Annotated in this window: 13 protein-coding genes; 2 read left to right on the top strand and 11 right to left on the bottom strand. The window is 66.4% G+C overall.

Features of this window, described 5'->3' with window-relative positions; all coding sequences use genetic code 11:
* Positions 1-32: 32 nt before the first annotated feature.
* The gene (locus H1D44_RS12530) at positions 33-1139 is read right to left on the bottom strand and encodes an FAD-binding oxidoreductase (protein ID WP_181515195.1); all 1107 of its coding nucleotides are present in this window, start codon (positions 1137-1139) and stop codon (positions 33-35) included.
* Positions 1140-1462: 323 nt separating this feature from the next.
* Here H1D44_RS12530 and H1D44_RS12525 point away from each other — a divergent pair, with 323 nt between their 5' ends.
* Positions 1463-2746, top strand: a complete 1284-nt coding sequence (locus H1D44_RS12525) for an aromatic ring-hydroxylating oxygenase subunit alpha (protein WP_181515194.1) — start codon at positions 1463-1465, stop codon at positions 2744-2746.
* 178 nt (positions 2747-2924) lie between these two features.
* Here the strand turns inward: H1D44_RS12525 and H1D44_RS12520 are convergent, their stop codons facing one another.
* Complete coding sequence (locus H1D44_RS12520) at positions 2925-3086, bottom strand: hypothetical protein (RefSeq protein ID WP_238984506.1); 162 nt, start codon at positions 3084-3086, stop codon at positions 2925-2927.
* A 145-nt stretch (positions 3087-3231) separates the two neighbouring features.
* A complete protein-coding gene (fdhA, locus tag H1D44_RS12515; RefSeq protein WP_181515193.1) occupies positions 3232-4425 on the bottom strand; it encodes a formaldehyde dehydrogenase, glutathione-independent in 1194 nt (397 codons plus the stop codon).
* A 248-nt stretch (positions 4426-4673) separates the two neighbouring features.
* Here fdhA and H1D44_RS12510 point away from each other — a divergent pair, with 248 nt between their 5' ends.
* Positions 4674-6248, top strand: coding sequence for a BCCT family transporter (locus tag H1D44_RS12510; protein WP_181515192.1), 1575 nt, complete (start codon positions 4674-4676; stop codon positions 6246-6248).
* Between the two features lie 245 nt (positions 6249-6493).
* Here H1D44_RS12510 and etfB read toward each other — a convergent pair whose 3' ends face one another.
* From etfB to purU, 8 genes are all read right to left on the bottom strand, one after another.
* The gene (gene etfB, locus H1D44_RS12505) at positions 6494-7297 is read right to left on the bottom strand and encodes an electron transfer flavoprotein subunit beta (protein ID WP_181515191.1); all 804 of its coding nucleotides are present in this window, start codon (positions 7295-7297) and stop codon (positions 6494-6496) included.
* A complete protein-coding gene (gene etfA / locus H1D44_RS12500; protein WP_181515190.1) occupies positions 7287-8573 on the bottom strand; it encodes an electron transfer flavoprotein subunit alpha in 1287 nt (428 codons plus the stop codon). Before etfA ends, etfB begins: the two co-directional genes overlap by 11 nt.
* Positions 8570-10609 carry a (Fe-S)-binding protein gene (locus H1D44_RS12495; protein ID WP_181515220.1) on the bottom strand — a complete coding sequence of 680 codons (2040 nt, stop codon included), beginning with the start codon at positions 10607-10609 and terminating at the stop codon, positions 8570-8572. Before H1D44_RS12495 ends, etfA begins: the two co-directional genes overlap by 4 nt.
* A gap of 63 nt (positions 10610-10672) precedes the next feature.
* On the bottom strand, positions 10673-12745 hold the full coding sequence (dgcA, locus tag H1D44_RS12490; RefSeq protein ID WP_181515189.1) for a dimethylglycine demethylation protein DgcA: 2073 nt from the start codon (positions 12743-12745) through the stop codon (positions 10673-10675).
* Positions 12746-12755: 10 nt separating this feature from the next.
* Positions 12756-13301: a DUF5943 domain-containing protein gene (locus tag H1D44_RS12485; protein ID WP_181515188.1), complete on the bottom strand. Its 546-nt coding sequence runs from the start codon at positions 13299-13301 to the stop codon at positions 12756-12758.
* Positions 13302-13509: 208 nt separating this feature from the next.
* Positions 13510-14487, bottom strand: coding sequence for a dipeptidase (locus tag H1D44_RS12480; protein WP_181515187.1), 978 nt, complete (start codon positions 14485-14487; stop codon positions 13510-13512).
* A 181-nt stretch (positions 14488-14668) separates the two neighbouring features.
* Positions 14669-15826: a choline metabolism transcriptional regulator GbdR gene (gbdR, locus tag H1D44_RS12475; protein WP_181515186.1), complete on the bottom strand. Its 1158-nt coding sequence runs from the start codon at positions 15824-15826 to the stop codon at positions 14669-14671.
* 244 nt (positions 15827-16070) lie between these two features.
* A complete protein-coding gene (gene purU / locus H1D44_RS12470) occupies positions 16071-16934 on the bottom strand; it encodes a formyltetrahydrofolate deformylase (RefSeq protein WP_181515185.1) in 864 nt (287 codons plus the stop codon).
* Positions 16935-16978 lie beyond the last annotated feature (44 nt).

The raw sequence follows: 16978 nt of genomic DNA, 5'->3' as shown, positions 1-16978 counted from the left end.
AGCCCGCCCCGGCCACGCACTCAATGCCTCGGTCAGAACTCGACCACCACGTTGTCGAGCGGCTTGCTGCAGCAGGAGAGAATGTAACCTGCCTCAATGTCCTCTTCGGTGATGCCACCATTGTGCTCCATCTCGACCTGGCCGGAGGCCAACGGTACCCGACAGGTGCCGCAAATTCCCATGCCGCAGGCCTTGGGAATGTGCAGCCCGAGCTTGGCGGCGGCCGCGTGTACCGTCTCGCCCGGCTGGATGCGCACGCTCTTGCCCGAGCCGACGAACTCGACGCTGAGCATCTCGGAGTAGTCGATCTCCTCAGCCTCGGCCTCGGCTTGCTCGGCCAGCTCCAGCACGTCTTCGCGCACGTCCAGCGGCGTGGCGCCGAAGGACTCCTCATGATAGTGGCTCATGTCGAAGCCGTTCTCACGCAGGATGCGCTTGATCGCGTCCATGTAGGGCGTAGGGCCGCAGCAGAAGATTTCGCGCTCGAGGAAATCCGGCGCCATCAGCTCGAGCATCGGCTGGGTCAGGTAGCCTCGATAGCCGGCCCAGGCCTCGCCGATGTCGTCCTTGCTTTCGCAGACGATATGCAGCTTGAACTCGGGCAGGCGCGAGAACATGTGTACCAGCTCGCGATGGAAGATGACATCGCGCGGTGCGCGTGCACTGTGAATGAACTCGACGTCGACGCTGGCATTGGTATCGAAGAACCAGCGGGTCATCGACATCAGCGGCGTGATGCCCACGCCGCCGGAGAGGAACAGCACTTTCTCGGCGGGAAAGTCGATCGAATTGAAATTGCCCACCGGACCATGCACCGCCAATTCGTCGCCGACCTTCAGGTTGTCGTGCAGCCAGTTGGATACCCTGCCGCCCACGACCCGCTTGACGGTGATCGAGAAGCTGTAGGGGATCGATGGCGAGCTGGAGATGGTGTAGGAGCGCATGATGGGCTCGCCGTCGATCTCCAGCTCCAGCGTGACGAACTGCCCCGGCTTGAAGAAGAACAGCACCGGCTGATCGGCCATGAAGCAGAAGGTGCGAACGTCCCAGGTCTCCTGGATCACCTTGACGCAGCGCACCGTGTGACGGCCGTTGGTCCAGGTCTGGGTCGTGACTGGATTGAAGAAGTTCATGGTCATGTCGAGTCGCCTGGATGTATCAGCAATGGGTTGCTTCGACCGCGGCTTTCGCCTGGCGCTGAACGAATTCTGCGCCACACGGCAAGCCTCCCACTTGCCTGACAGCGACATGAACGTGCCCCTGGCATCCACCTGCAGCAGGCTTTGTGGCATTGCTGGTCGCGGCTGCGTTCAAGTGCGTCGTCGGCAGACAACTGAGGGAGCTGCCGCTGATCCACACTCGCCGTGTTCCCGCCATCAGCTGGCGATCACGACGCAACACCTCTGACGACAGCAACAACCCGACCGATGCCGCGAAGCGGCCAGCAAGAGGACGTGTTTTCATGGATCCGATCTCTACCGCACTGGACGATCCCCTGGACCCGGCGCGCGAAGCCGTGGCCACGATGCTCGCCGAGCGCGCCCGCAACTTCTCGCTGCCCCAGCCGTTCTACAACGATGCCCGGCTGTTCGCTCTGGACATGCAGGAGATCTTCGGCAAGGAGTGGCTGTTCGTCGGCATGACCTGCGAGATTCCCGCCAAGGGCAACTACATGACCCTGCAGGTCGGCGACAATCCGGTGATCGTCGTGCGCGGCGAGGGGGGGGCCATCCATGCTTTCCATAACGTCTGCCGCCACCGCGGCTCGCGGCTGTGCGTCAGCGACAAGGGCAAGGTGGCCAAGCTGGTCTGTCCCTACCATCAGTGGACCTACGAGCTCGACGGCCGCCTGCTGTTCGCCGGCAGCGACATGGGCGAGAACTTCGATCTTTCCGCCTACGGCCTCAAGCCGGTCCAGGTACGCACCGGCGGCGGCTTCATTTTCATCAGCCTGGCCGAGCATCCCCCCGCCATCGACGACTTCCTGCTCACCCTGGAGCACTATCTCGAGCCCTACGAGATGGGCAACCTCAAGGTCGCGGTGGAGTCCAACATCGTCGAGCAGGCCAACTGGAAACTGGTGCTAGAGAACAACCGCGAGTGCTATCACTGCAATGGCTCCCACCCGGAGCTGCTCAACTCGCTGCAGGAGTTCGACGACACCGACGACCCCCGTGCCACACCCGCCTACAAGTCGCTGGTAGCCAAGAAGCAGTCGGACTGGGACGAGCAGCAGATCCCCTGGCAGCTCAAGCGCTTCGGCAAGCGCAACCGGCTGACGCGCACGCCGCTGCTGGATGGCGTGGTCTCGATGACCCTGGACGGCAAGCCGGCCTGCCGCAAGCTGATGGGGCGTCTGACCAGCCCCGATATGGGCTCGCTGCGCATCCTGCACCTGCCCAACTCCTGGAATCACTTCATGGGCGACCACGCCCTGGTATTCCGCGTGCTGCCGCTGGGCCCGCAGGAGACTCTGGTCACCACCAAGTGGCTGGTGCACAAGGATGCCGTGGAGGGCGTCGACTACCACCCGGAGGAGATGCGCCGGGTGTGGGACGCCACCAACGCCCAGGACAAGCGCCTGGCCGAGGAGAACCAGCGCGGCATCAACTCCCGGGCCTACGAGCCGGGCCCCTACTCGGAGACCTACGAGTTCGGCGTGATCGACTTCATCGACTGGTACAGCGAGCGGATGCAGGAGAACCTGGGCCACAGCGCGCCTCACCTGCAGGTGGTGAAGGGCTAGACGTCATCCGCTATTGACCTCGTGACCAAAGACATCGCCCCCGGCCAAGGCTGGGGGTGATGCGTTTGACTCGGGAAGAAAGACTCGGGCCGTGGCGCGACTAGTCGACGGCCGGGCGCAGGTGGTTCGCCAGCGCCTGGCGCACCTCGGGCAGCATGACCCCCGCCTGGGCCTCCAGCTAGGCAACCAGCGCCGGCAAGCCGGGCACCCCCGCCTCGGCCTGCTGGCGGGCGGCATGCCGGGCGCAGGTGTCGGGGTCGGCATCGGCGGGCAGCTCGATACCCAGCGCCACCAAGCGCTGGCGGAAGTCCTCCGCATCGATCAAGTCGGCATACATCATCGCTCTTCCCTCCGCAGCCGTCGTTTGCCACCAGATTACCCTCTCGGCCGTCAGGCGACCACGCTGGCATATGAGTCGAACCATGAAATAGCTGGCCGCGCCGCTTTCAAGGTGCAGCGTCGGCCAGCTCGGGCTCATCCCCTACTTATGCAGCCACGCTGCCATGGGGGTCGATGACGAATTTCTTGGCGGCACCGCCATCGAAATCGGCGTAGCCCTGGGGCGCTTGGTCCAGCGAGATCATCTGCACGTTGACCGCATCGGCAATGCGGATCTTGTCGAACAGGATCGCCTGCATTAGCGGACGGTGGTACTTCATCACCGGGCACTGGCCGGTGTGAAACGAGTGGGACTTGGCCCAACCGAGGCCGAAGCGCATGCTCAGCGCGCCCTGCTTGGCGGCCTCGTCGACGGCGCCCGGGTCCTCGGTCACGTAGAGGCCCGGGATGCCGATCTGGCCGCCGGCCCGGGTCATCTGCATGGCCGAGTTGAGCACGGTGGCCGGCGCTTCCTGGCCATGGTTGCAGCCGCAGGCGTGGGCCTCGAAGCCGACGCAGTCGACGAAGCAGTCGACCTCGCGCTCGCCGAGGATCGCCTCGAGCCGGTCGGCCATCTCGCCCTCCTGGGTCAGGTCGATGGTTTCGCAGCCGAAGCTGCGGGCCTGGGCCAGGCGCTCCTCGATCATGTCGCCGACGATCACGCAGGCCGCTCCCAGCAGCTGGGCCGACGCCGCCGCCGCCAGCCCCACCGGGCCGGCCCCGGCGATATAGACGGTGCTGCCCGGTCCGACGCCGGCCGTCACGCAGCCGTGGAAGCCGGTGGGGAAGATGTCGGAGAGCAGGGTCAGGTCGCGGATCTTCTCCATAGCCTGGTCGCTGTCGGGGAACTTCAGCAGGTTGAAGTCAGCGTAGGGCACCATGACGTATTCGGTCTGGCCGCCGCCCCAGCCACCCATGTCGACGTAGCCGTAGGCGGCGCCGGGTCGCGCCGGGTTGACGTTGAGACAGATGCCGGTCTGGCCCTCCTTGCAGTTGCGGCAGCGCCCGCAGGCGATGTTGAAGGGCACCGAGACCAGATCGCCCGGCAGAATGAACTCGACGTCGCGACCGCACTCGACCACCAGGCCGGTGATCTCGTGGCCCAGCACCAGGCCGGCGGGAGCGGTGGTACGGCCGCGCACCATGTGCTGGTCGCTGCCGCAGATGTTGGTGGTGACCACCTTGAGGATCACGCCGTGGTCGCATTTGCGATCACCCAGGGCGAGTTCCGGATAGGGGATGGGCTTTACCTCGACCTTGCCCGGGCCCTGGTAGACGACGCCTCGGTTGGCTTGGCTCATGGCTGGCTCCTGTGCGTTGTTGTCATGGGGCGGCACATGCCGCCGCTTCAGCCTATGCCCTCCAACGGATGGCACTTGCCCCATAGAGACCTCCACTTGCCTGCCCGAGACATGGCGCCACGGCTGAGAGCCAGCGGATAGCTGGAGGTCGCTTTCACGACATTCCCCTCGCCAACCTGACCCAACAATGGTTCGCCCGGGAGCGCCTGGCGCTTGCGGAGGCCAATAACAACACACGAGGAATCCCCATGAAGCATGACGACGCCCCCATCCTCAAACCCGGGCAGGACAATACCCGGGTGCTGGGGATGGACTTTCACCATCCTGTCTTTCCCCTCTCGGCCCTGGCCATCCTGGCCTTCATCCTCTACGCCCTGATCTACCCTGATATCGCCAACGATCACCTCAGTGCGGCCCGCGGTTTCTCCATCGAGCACTTCGACTGGCTGTTCATGATCGCCGGCAACCTCTTCGTGCTGCTGTGCCTGGCGCTGATCGCCATGCCGCTGGGACGTATCCGCCTGGGTGGCTACCGGGCTCGCCCGGAGTACTCGACCACCTCCTGGTTCACCATGCTGTTCGCCGCGGGCATGGGCATTGGCCTGATGTTCTGGAGCGTGGCCGAACCGGTGGCCTACTACACCGACTGGTACGGCACCCCACTCAACGTCGAGGCGCACACACCGGCCGGGGCCAGCGCGGCCATCGGCGCCACCATGTTCCACTGGGGCCTGCACCCCTGGGCGATCTACGGCGTGGTGGGGCTGGCCCTGGCCTTCTTCGCCTACAACCGCGGCCTGCCGCTGACCCTGCGCTCGGCCTTCACGCCCCTGCTGGGTGAACGTACCCGCGGCTGGATCGGCCATACCATCGACATCCTGGCGGTGCTGGCCACCATCTTCGGCCTGGCCACCTCGCTGGGCTTCGGTGCCTCCCAGGCGGCCGGCGGCCTGGCCTACCTGTTCGATATTCCCAATACGCTGGGCACCCAGATCGCGATCATCGTGCTGGTCACCTCCGTGGCACTGTTCTCGGTGTGGCGCGGCATCGACGGCGGGGTGAAGCTGTTTTCCAAGATCAACATGATGCTCGCCCTGGGCCTGCTGACCTTCATCGTGACAACCGGTGGCGTGCTGCTGTTCGTCAACAACCTGTGGCACACCACCCTGGCCTATGCCAGCCACATCGTGCCGCTCTCCAACTGGGTCGGGCGTGACGACACCACCTGGTACCACGGCTGGACCGTGTTCTACTGGGCCTGGTGGATCTCCTGGTCGCCTTTCGTCGGCATGTTCATCGCACGGGTCTCCTACGGACGCACGGTGCGCGAGTTCCTGATCGCCGTGCTGCTGGTGCCGACCCTGGTCACGCTGGTGTGGATGAGCGCCTTCGGCGGTACCGCCCTGTCGCAGTCGGCGGCCGGTGTCGGCGCTTTGGCCGACGGCATCGGTGACGTCTCGCTGGCGATGTTCCAGATGCTCGAGCATCTGCCGCTGACCACCCTGACCTCCAGCCTGGCGATCCTGCTGGTGCTGATCTTCTTCATCACCTCCTCGGATTCGGGCTCGCTGGTGATCGACAAGATCACCGCCGGCGGCAAGATCGACGCGCCCAAAGGCCAGCGGGTGTTCTGGGCCACCCTGGTGGGGGTGATCGCCGGCGTGCTGCTCTACGGCGGCGGCAGCACCGCGCTGGGCGCGCTGCAGGCCGGCGCCGTGGCCACTGGCCTGCCCTTCACCCTGGTGCTGCTGGTGATGGCCTTCAGCCTGGTCAAGGGGCTGCGCGAAGAACAGCGCGGGCTGGCGATTCCCAAGCTGGCCTGACCGACAAGCTTCTTCCCTCCAACGCAACGACCCCGGCCAAGGCCGGGGTCTTCTCTGTTAGGGGAATGCAACCAGCTAGAAAAACACTGATTTATGTCGCGAGCGATGAGAGGCTGGCCGTCGCCGGAGCGGAGCTACCGGAGTGTAGCCTGCTACATGAGGATAGCGACGGTCCGACGTATCGGGACCGCCGGCGGCCAGCTGTTTTCAAAAGAGCCCGAGCGCAGCAATAAATCAGGTTTTTCTCAGCGCAGGACGCCCTCATCCTTGAGCAGCTTGAAGATCGCCTCGGCGCCCTGCTCCGGGGTCACGTCGTTCAACACCTGACCGCTGCCGCCCTCGGCCTTGGCCGCGGCGGCCTTGAAGCGGTCCCGGGCCGAAGCCGCCTTGACGATCTTGAGCCGCTTGGGGCGCTTGCGGGCCGGGGCCACGCTCCACTCCGCCTGAACCTCGTCCCACTCGACCACTGCCGACTCGGCCTCGATCTCGCCTCGCCGGGCTGGGCCGAAGGCGCTCTGGCGGGCCGCTGCAGCGGCGGCGTCGACGGTGACGATGGCCGGCAGCCGTACCTGCAGTCGGCGGCGCTGGCCGCGCGGCAGGGCCTGGAGCAGCGTGGCCACGCCGTTCTCGACCTTCTCCACGGCGGCCAGACCGCCGACCAGCGGCCAGCCAAGGCGCTCGGCCAGCAGGTAGGGCAGCATGCCAGAGCCCTCGCCCTGCTCGGCGCGCTCGCCGGCGATCACCAGCTGCGCCCCTGCTTCATTCAGCCTGGCGGCCAGGGCGGGGATCACATCGGCGCCAGGCGGCTGCTCGATCAGGGTCAAGGCGGGGATGCCCATGCCCAGATAGCCGCGCAGGGCGCCCTCGCTCTCCTCGTCACGCGGCCCCGCATGCAGCAGGGTGAGGTGCGCCCTGTCGAGGGCCAGGGCCAGCTCCACGCCACGGGCGTCCTGATCGGCGCGCCGGGCGCGCCCGGTCACGGGGTGGCGGCCCACGGAGAGCAGCACCGCCACATCGAGCACCGACTCTCTTTGCGCTTCAGGCCGCATCGCGCTTCTCCTCTCGTTGCCGTTGGACCATCTCGACCAGCGCGGCGAGAATGCTCGCCGAGTCGCCGATTACCGCCAGGTCGGCGCGCTTGATCATGTCGCATCCCGGGTCGAGGTTGATGGCCACCACCTTGTCGCAGCTCTGGATGCCCTGCAGGTGCTGGATGGCACCGCTGATGCCCACCGCCACGTAGACCCGCGCGGTGACCCAGGTGCCGGTGGCGCCCACCTGCCGGTCACGTGGCATGTAGCCATCGTCCACCGCGACCCGCGAGGCGCCCTCGGTTGCGCCCAGCACCTCGGCGGCCTGGTGGAAGCCCTCCCAGTCCTTGACGCCGTTGCCGGCGGAAAGAATGAACTCGGCCTCGGAGAGCGCTAGCCCGGCCGGGTCGACGGCCACCTGGCCCAGGTCCTCGATACGCCCCAGCAGGGGCGGCAGCGACTGCGACAAGGCCGACGGACGCGCCGCATGACAAGTCTCGGAGACGGGTTCGGCGCACTCGGCCAGCGCCAGCGCCACATGCGGCAGGGGGCGCTGGATATCCTGGGTGCCGGCGGCACCGCGCCCGGTACAGCGCCAGCCCAGCGTACAGGCAACGTCAGGCTCGACCTGCCAGATGCCAGCGGCAGGCCGTTCGCCCAGGCGCGCCGCCAGGCGCCGCCCCAGGTCGGCGCCGCCCAGCCTGGAGTCGGGCAGCAGCCAGTGGCGCGGGGCGAACTCGCCTTCGACGACGGTGAGTGCCGCCAGGCACGCCTCCGGGGCGAAGCCGGCGTAGGCGTCACCCTCGAGATGCAGCAGGCGGTCGATGCCCGCCTCGCCGAAGGCGTCCTCCCGGTGCTCGCCGAACACCACGCTCAACACGGCGCCGGGGCGCTCCGGGTCGGCATCGGCCAGCTGCCGGGCCAGGCCCAGCAGGTCGCGGTCGTGGCTGGAGAGACGCCCGCCGGGCATGTCGGGCACCACCGCAACCAGGAAGGCCGGGGCCTCGATGGTGACCTGCCGCCGCTGGTCGGCGGCGGCCTGGCGACCGGCACCGGCGCCACGTCCCGCCGCGGCAGCCTGCTGGGCACCGCTGCGGTCGATGCGCCTGATGCCGTTGGGTCCGATGAAGCCGACCGCATGGGGGTTCTTGCGGATCACGCCGTTGGGGCCCATCCACTCCGTCGCGGCGGACGAGCCCTCGCCAAGCTCTGCCAGCACGCTCTGGTGATCGGGATGCAGGCGATTGCGGGCGATCCACTCGCGGCGTGGATCGCGGCGGATGTTCTCGCTCATGAGGTGACCTCCTTCGCCACGGGCCGAGCCTCGGCGGCAGGTTGGGAAGCGCGGTCGCCATCTCGGCCGCTGCCTGCGTCAGCGGGGGGCTCCACCAGGGCATCGGCCACCAGCTCGGCGATGTCGCGCACCTCGGCGGTAGTGTCGACCACCCCCTCGAGCATGGCGGTGCACTGCGGACAGCCCACCGCCACCAACTCGGCGCCGGCCTCCTTGACGTCATTCATGCGCATGTCGGGAATCCGCTGCTTGCCGGGGATGTCGATGATTGGCGCGCCGCCGCCACCGCCGCAGCAGCGCGAGCGGAACCCCGAACGCTGCATCTCGGCCACCTCGATGCCCAGTGCCTTGAGCACGTTGCGCGGGGCTTCGTATTCGCCGTTGTAGCGACCCAGGTAGCAGGGGTCGTGATAGGTGACGCTGCCACCCTTCCAGGGCAGGAAGTGCAGCCGGCCCGCCTCGAACAGCTCGGCGATGTAGGTACTGTGGTGGCGCACTTCCCAGTTTGCATTGACATCGGGGCCGCCCAGCTCGCCGTATTCGTTCTTGAGGACATGGAAACTGTGCGGGTCGCAGGTGACGATGCACTGGAAGCGGTACTGCGACAGCGTGGCGATATTGCGCTTGGCCAGCGACTGGAAGGTCGCCTCGTCGCCCAGGCGGCGCGCCACGTCGCCGCTGTCGCGCTCCTCGTTGCCGAGCACGGCGAAGTCGACGCCGGCCGCACGCAGCACCTTCACCAGCGCCCTGAGCGTGCGCTGATTGCGCATGTCGAAGACCCCGTCGCCCAGCCACAGCAGCACGTCGACCTGCCCCAGGTCGCGCATCAGCGGCAGGTCGAGGTCCGCCGCCCAGTGCATGCGCGAGCCGGGGTCGAAGCCGCCGGGGTTGTCGGTGGCGATCAGGTTGTCGAGCACCTCGGCGCCCTTGCCCGGGGTATTGCCCTGCTCCAGGGTCAGGAAGCGACGCATGTCGACGATGGCATCGACGTGCTCGATCATCATCGGGCACTCCTCGACGCAGGCACGGCAGGTGGTACAGGACCACAGCGTCTCGGCATCGACCAGGGCGGTGCCTTCGCGCGCCACGATGGGCCCATGGGGAGAACCCGCATGCTCACCGATCGGCTTGCCGGGGTAGGGTCTTCCGGCATAGCCGGCATCGCTGCCGCCGGCCATGCCCACGACCATGTCCTGAATCAGCTTCTTGGGGTTGAGCGGCTGACCGGCGGCAAAGGCCGGACACATCGCCTCGCAGCGTCCACACTGCACGCAGGCATCGAAGCCGAGCAGCTGGTTCCAGGTGAAGTCGCTGGGCGTCTCGACGCCCAGGGGCGCCTTGGCATCGTCCAGGTTCAGCGCCTTGAGCCCGGTGGAGCGGTTGCCCTCGCCCCCCTTCGTGGAAAAACGCTCGGGTCGGCGATGGAAGGCCAGATGCAGGGCGCCGGCGAAGGCGTGCTTCATCGGCCCGCCCCAGGTCATGCCGAAGAACATCTCGCCCAGGCCCCACACCAGCGCCGCGGCCAGCGCCAGGGCGAGGATCACGCTGCCCGTTCCGGCAGGCAGGATGCCCAGCGTCGGCAGGGTGAGCAGGAACACGCTCGCCGAGAACGCCATCAGGCTCTTCGGCAGTCGCATCCAGGGGCCCTTGGAGAGCCGCGCCGGCGGGTCGCGCCGCCGTTTGGCGACGAACAGGCTACCGACGAACATGGCGGCGCTGGCCAGCAGCAACAGCCCGCCGAGGATTGGCCCCATTCTTTCTGAAGAGCCGAGCCCCAGGCCATGTACCAGGATCATCAGCACGGCCGCCGCGACGAAACCGCCGGCGGTGGCCACGTGGGTGTTGGACATGACCTTGTCACGCGCCACCACGTGGTGCAGATCGACCAGATAGCGCCGCGGCATGGCAGCGAGCCCGCGCAGCAGATCGACCCGGGCGGGTCGACCCTGACGCCACAGGCGAATGCGCCGCACGGCACCGATCACGGCCAGCGCCAGGGCGGAGAAGATTAGTATTGGCAGCAGGCTCTCGAGCATCTCGCTCACCTCGTCTCATAAGCCGTTGGCTTTGGTATCAGGGCTGGCCGAGCGCAATAGCTTTCAAAGGTCTTTGCATAACCGCAGGGCGTCATAGATGGCCGCATGGGTATTGCGCGGCGCGGTGCAGTCGCCCAGGCGGAACAGCAGGTAACCCTCGCCCTGCTCACTCAAAGAGGGCTGCGCCGCGGCAGCGTAGAGCGCCTCAAGATCCACCTGACCACGGTTGCGTGAGCGCTCCTTCAGCGCGTAATAGAGCGCTTCGTCCGGGCGTACGCCGTTCTCCACCACCACCTGATCGACCACCCGCTCCTCCATGGCCCCGGTGTACTCGTTCTCGAGCACCGCCACCAGGGCGTCGCCCTCGCGGTAGACCTTGTGCAGCATCAGGTCGGAGGTCATGATCACCTCCTTCTCGTAGAGACTGCGGTAGTAGGTCGGGAAGGTGGTGCCGCCCACCGCCGCGCCGGGCTTGATGTCGTCGGTGACGATCTCGACCTTGGCACCCTTGTCGGCCAGATAATCCGCCGCCGAGACGCCGGAGAACTCGCAGATGGCGTCATAGATCAGCACGTTCTTGCCCGGCGCCACCTTGCCGGAGAGCACGTCCCAGGTGCTGACCACCAGGCTCTCCTCGGGGTTCTCCGAGTAGCCCCACTCCGGGTACTGGCTGAGGAAGGGCTGGCCGCCGGTGGCCAGTACCACGACGTCCGGGCGCAGGTCCTCGATGGTGGCCTCGTCGGCGCGGGTGCCGAGGCGCAGGTCCACCTTGAGACGCGCCAGCTCCAGCTGGTACCAGCGCGTGATACCGGCAATCTGGTCGCGCTGCGGCGCCTGGGCGGCGATGGTGATCTGGCCGCCGAGCTGGTCCGCGGCTTCGAACAGGGTCACGTCGTGGCCACGCTCGGCCGCCACCTTGGCCGCCTCCATGCCGCCGGGGCCGCCGCCCACCACCACCACCTTGCGCTTCGGCCCCTCGGACTTCTCGATGATGTGCGGCAGGCCCATGTACTCCCGCGAGGTCGCGGCGTTCTGGATGCACAGCACGTCGAGGCCCTGATACTGGCGGTCGATGCAATAGTTGGCGCCCACGCACTGCTTGATCTGGTCGATCTGGCCCATCTTGATCTTGGCGATCAGGTGCGGGTCGGCGATGTGCGCCCGGGTCATGCCCACCAGGTCGACGTAGCCCCCTTCGAGGATACGCTGGGCCTGGTTGGGATCCTTGATATTCTGGGCGTGGATCACCGGCACCTTGACCACTTCCTTGATGCCCGCCGCCAGGTGCAGGAAGGGCTCCGGCGGGAAGGACATGTTGGGAATGACGTTGGCCAGGGTGTTGTGGGTATCGCAGCCGGAGCCGATCACGCCGAAGAAATCCACTTGGCCGGTGGCGTCGTAGTAGGCGGCGATCTGCTTCATGTCCTCGTGGGTCAGGCCGTCCGGATGGAACTCGTCGCCGCAGATGCGCATGCCGACGACGAAGTCGTCACCCACCTCGGCACGCACCGCCTTGAGCACCTCCATGCCGAAGCGCATGCGGTTCTCGAAGCTGCCGCCCCATTGGTCGGTACGCTTGTTGACCCGCGGGCTCCAGAACTGGTCGATCAGGTGCTGGTGCACGGCGGAAAGCTCGACGCCATCAAGTCCGCCCTCCTTGGCTCGCCGCGCGGCCTGGGCGAAGTCGCCGACGATGCGCCAGATCTCCTCCTCCTCGATGGTCTTGCAGGTGGAGCGGTGCACCGGCTCGCGAATGCCCGAGGGCGACACCAGGGTCGGCCAGTCGAAGCCGTCCCAGCGCGAGCGCCGTCCCATGTGGGTAATCTGGATCATGATCTTGCCGCCGTGCTTGTGCACGGCATCAGCGAGATTCTGGAAGTGTGGAATGATGCGGTCGGTGGAGAGGTTCACCGAGCTCCACCAGCCCTGGGGGCTGTCGATGGAGACCACCGAGGAGCCGCCACAGATGGCCAGGCCGCAGCCGCCCTTGGCCTTCTCCTCGTAGTACTTGACGTAGCGTGCGGTGGTCATGCCGCCGTCGGTGGCATGCACCTCGGCGTGGGCGGTGCTGACCACGCGGTTGCGGATGGTCAGCTTGCCGATCTGGATCGGCTCGAAGATCGCGTCGAATGCCATGGAAACCTCCTCAGCCCTGGGCGTCGGTAAGCGGCTGGACGGTGAAGATGCCCACCTCGCAGCCGGGCTCGGCCGCACTCTGGGTCTGTTCGGCGACGGTGCGCAGGCTGCTGCCGCGGGCGGCGAGGATCTGGTCCATGGCGCCGGCGAACCAGCCGGTGAACATGTACTCCTCCTTCTGCCCCGTCTTGCCCAGCTGATAGACGAAGGCGCTGTGCTCCAGGCGCACGCGGGCGGTACCGGCATCGAGATCGATGGCCTCGGTGACGAACTTGCCCCAGCCGCGCTGGGAGAGACGCAGCATGTAGTGCTCGAACACCTCGACGCCCACCAGGCCGTGCAGTTCGGCCTCCTTCTCGCACCAGTGCCAGGCGCTCTTGTAGCCGGCGCGGTAGAGAATCTCAGCATACTTATCCACACCCAGCGCTTCGGCGACGGCCGTGTGGTTGTTGATAAAGAAGTGCCGCGGTACGTACAGCATCGGCAGGGCGTCGGTGGTCCACACGCCGGTTTCGCTATCCACCTCGATGGGCAGTTCGGGGGCCATCTTGGTCACGGTTGGTTTCCTCAAATCTTGTTTGTTATGGCATTGCGGGCAAGAGCATCGTCTTTGGCAGCACCGCTCGGAGCTGGTCCGGCGGCAGGCCTGCGAGGAGGCGCTGTGAATACTTCCCTGTACGCTACCGATTCCATCCCTGGAATCGGACCTCCTCTTCGGCCTGCCCCCGGCGCTCCTCGCTGAGGAGTCGCCTCAGCCGCTATCGTCAGGCGCCCCAAACGTCTTTCAATATGCGTACCCAGTTTTCGCCCATGATCTTGCGCACCTGGGTCTCGCTGAAGCCGCGGCGCAGCAGCGCCTCGGTCAGGTTGGGGAACTCACCGATGGTGCGGATGCCCTCGGGATTGATGATCTTGCCGAAGCTGGTCAGGCGACGGGCGTAGCCCTTGTCGTGGGTCAGCCACTCGAAGAAGTCCTTGCCGTGGCCCTGGGTGAAGTCGGTGCCGATGCCGATGGCATCCTCGCCGACGATGTTCATCACGTACTCGATGGCCTCGACGTAGTCGTCGACGGTGGCGTCGACCCCGGCGCGCAGGAAGGGAGTGAACATGGTCACGCCGACGAAGCCGCCGTGCTCGGCGATGAAGCGCAGCTCCTCGTCGGACTTGTTGCGTGGGTGCTCCTTGAGCCCGGACGGCAGGCAGTGGGAGTAGCAGACCGGCTTCTTCGATTCGAGAATCACCTCTTCGGAGGTCTTCGAACCGACGTGGGAGAGGTCGCACATGATGCCGACACGGTTCATCTCGGTGACGATCTCACGACCGAAGCCGGAGAGCCCGCCGTCGCGCTCGTAGCAGCCGGTGCCCACCAGGTTCTGGGTGTTGTAGCACATCTGCACGATGCCCACGCCGAGCTGCTTGAAGACCTCGACGTAGCCGATCTGGTCCTCGAAGGCGTGGGCGTTCTGGAAACCGTAGATAATGCCCGTCTTGCCCTCCTCCTTGGCCCGGGTGATGTCGGCAGTGGTGCGCACCGGGCGCACCAGGTCGCTGCACTCGGCCATCAGCTGGTTCGACTTGACGATGTTGTCGACGGTGGCCTGGAAGCCCTCCCACACCGAGACGGTGCAGTTGGCGGCCGTGAGTCCGCCGCGACGCATGTCCTCGAACAGTTCGCGGTTCCACTTGGCGATGATCAGGCCGTCGATGACGATGGCATCGTCGTGCAGGTCTTGGGGCGTCATGAGGGGCGTGCTCCCGATTGGTTTGACTTGAAGGGAGCATAGCGCCGGCACGGTGAGTCCCGACTTCTGGAAGCGACGGCGAGAATTCCAAAAACGTCACCTCTGTCGCGACTGCGACGAACGGCTCAAATGCCACATCCCGCAGCGCACGCAGACGCCATGACGTCTCCCGCCTGCCACCTCAGTGCTTGAGCCGCACGCTGGCGTAGGTGGGCTCGCCGCGGGCGTTGTCGAGCGCCATCAGCGCCGCCGAGACGGGCTGCTCGGCCATGGGCTCGAGGGCGACCGGCTGCAGCAGCAGGCTCTCGGCCGGCGGCTCGGGCAGCGGCGACTGACGCAGCGGGCTCATGCCCAGCCGTTCCTCCCGTGGCGGCAGGCCGAAGAATTCCCGGTAGCACTTGGAGAAGTGAGGCGTAGAGACGAAGCCGCAGGCCGAGGCCACCTCGATGATCGGCATCGAGGTCTGCTTGAGCAGCTGGCGGGCCCGGGTCAAACGCAGCTTGAGGTAGTAGCGCGACGGCGAGCAGTGCAGGTACTTCTGGAACAGCCGCTCGAGCTGTCGGCGGGAGACGCCGACGTAGTCGGCCAACTCGGCGAGCTCGATGGGCTCCTCCAGGTTGGCCTCCATCAGCGCCACGATCTCCAGCAGCTTGGGCTGGGTGGTGCCCAGCACGTGCTTGAGCGGCACGCGCTGATGGTCGTTCTCGCCGCGCACCCGGTCGCAGATGAACATCTCTGAAATGCCCGCCGAGAGCTCGCGCCCGTGTTCGCGCTCGATCAGGGTCAGCATCATGTCGAGCGGAGCGGTGCCGCCTGAAGCGGTGGCGCGGTCGCGGTCGATGGTGAACAGCCGGGTGGTCAGCACCGCGCGGGGGAACGACTCGCGCATCGCCGCCAGACACTCCCAGTGCACGCTGGTCTCGTAGCCATCCAGCAGCCCGGCCTTGGCCAGCGCCCAACTGCCGGTGCAGATGCCACCCAGCCGACGCGACAGGCGCGCCTGGGACTGCAGCCACGTCACGTGCTCGCGTTGTACGCTACGGGCTGGCCCCACGCCGCCGCAGACGATGATCATGTCCAGCGCCAGCGGCATGGTAATGGCGCCATCCGGCGTGACCCGCAGCCCGTCGCTGGCCGCGATCGGCCCGCCGTCCACGCTCAGTGTGAACCAGCGATACAGTTCGCGTCCGGCCAACTGGTTGGCCATGCGCAGCGGCTCGATGGCCGAAGCCAGTGAGAACAGGGTGAAGTTTTCCAGCAGCAGGAACCCCAGCGTTTGCGGCGCCGGCTCCTTGCGCAGGGCGTGGGAGGTGAACGAGGTCGGGGGCAGTGTTGACATGGTCATACTCCGATGCCGCATATCGTTGTAATTATCGGCAATATTAACCGTCAGGGTGCTGTGCTCAGGGTCGGGGATACGCCAATGACAGACGTCGCAATCAGGCAAGCCTGCCTGCCAAGATATTCGATGTTGTCGCTCTCGGATACGTAAAATCGTTCATGTAGGCCATGACCGCCATCCCGACGGTCGGCGCATGTCGCGAACGAGGTTGCTGCGGGTCGTCTCCAGGCAAGTGGGAAGGCTACCGATCGAAAACAACGGTGCGCTTGGCGTGAAGGAAGACGCGGCGCTCCACGTGCAGGGCCACGGCCCGGGCCAGGGTCAGGCACTCGATGTCGCGGCCCTTGGCGACGAGGTCCTCCGGGTAGTCGGCGTGGCTCACCGGTTCGACGCCCTGGGTGATGATCGGCCCCTCGTCCAGGTCGTCGTTGATGTAATGGGCGGTGGCGCCGACCAGCTTCACCCCCTTGTCGTAGGCCTGGTGATAGGGTTTGGCGCCCTTGAAGCCCGGCAGCAGGGAGTGGTGGATGTTGATCGCCCGGCCGCTGAGCTTCGCGCACAGCTCGCTGGAGAGCACTTGCATGTAGCGGGCCAGGATCACCAGCTCGGCGCCTGTCTCCTCGACCACCGCCCACACCCTCCCCTCCTGCTCGGGCTTGGTGTCCGGCGTGATGGCAAAGTGATGATAGGGGATGCCGTGCCACTCCGCCAGGGAGGCCAGGTCCGGGTGGTTGGAGACGATGGCGCGAATGTCGATGGGCAGCTGGCCGATGCGGTAGCGATAGAGCAGGTCGTTGAGGCAGTGATCGGCCTTGGAGACCATGATCACCACCGGCACGCGCTTGCCCGGGGCGGTGAGCTCGAAAGCCATGTCGAACTCGGTGGCCCGACCCGCGAACTCGGCCTCGAACGCCGCCTGGTCGAATCCATCCTCCTCGGGGCGAAACTCGGTGCGGATGAAGAAGCGCCCGCTCAGGCGGTCATCAAAGGAGTGCTGCTCGGTGATATAGCAGCGGCGCTCCTTGAGAAAGCGCGTGACCACGTCCACAGTGCCGAGCCGGCTCGGGCACTGGGCCGCGAGGATCCAGCGATTGTTGTCTGCCATGTCATCTCTCCCAAAACGGGGCCGGCGACTGCCGACCCCGTACT

Origin of the sequence: Billgrantia kenyensis (assembly GCF_013697085.1) — a bacterium.
Classification (GTDB): domain Bacteria; phylum Pseudomonadota; class Gammaproteobacteria; order Pseudomonadales; family Halomonadaceae; genus Halomonas; species Halomonas kenyensis.
The sequence above is the reverse complement of the archived record's forward strand: the minus strand, read 5'-3'. Positions and strand labels throughout refer to the sequence as shown.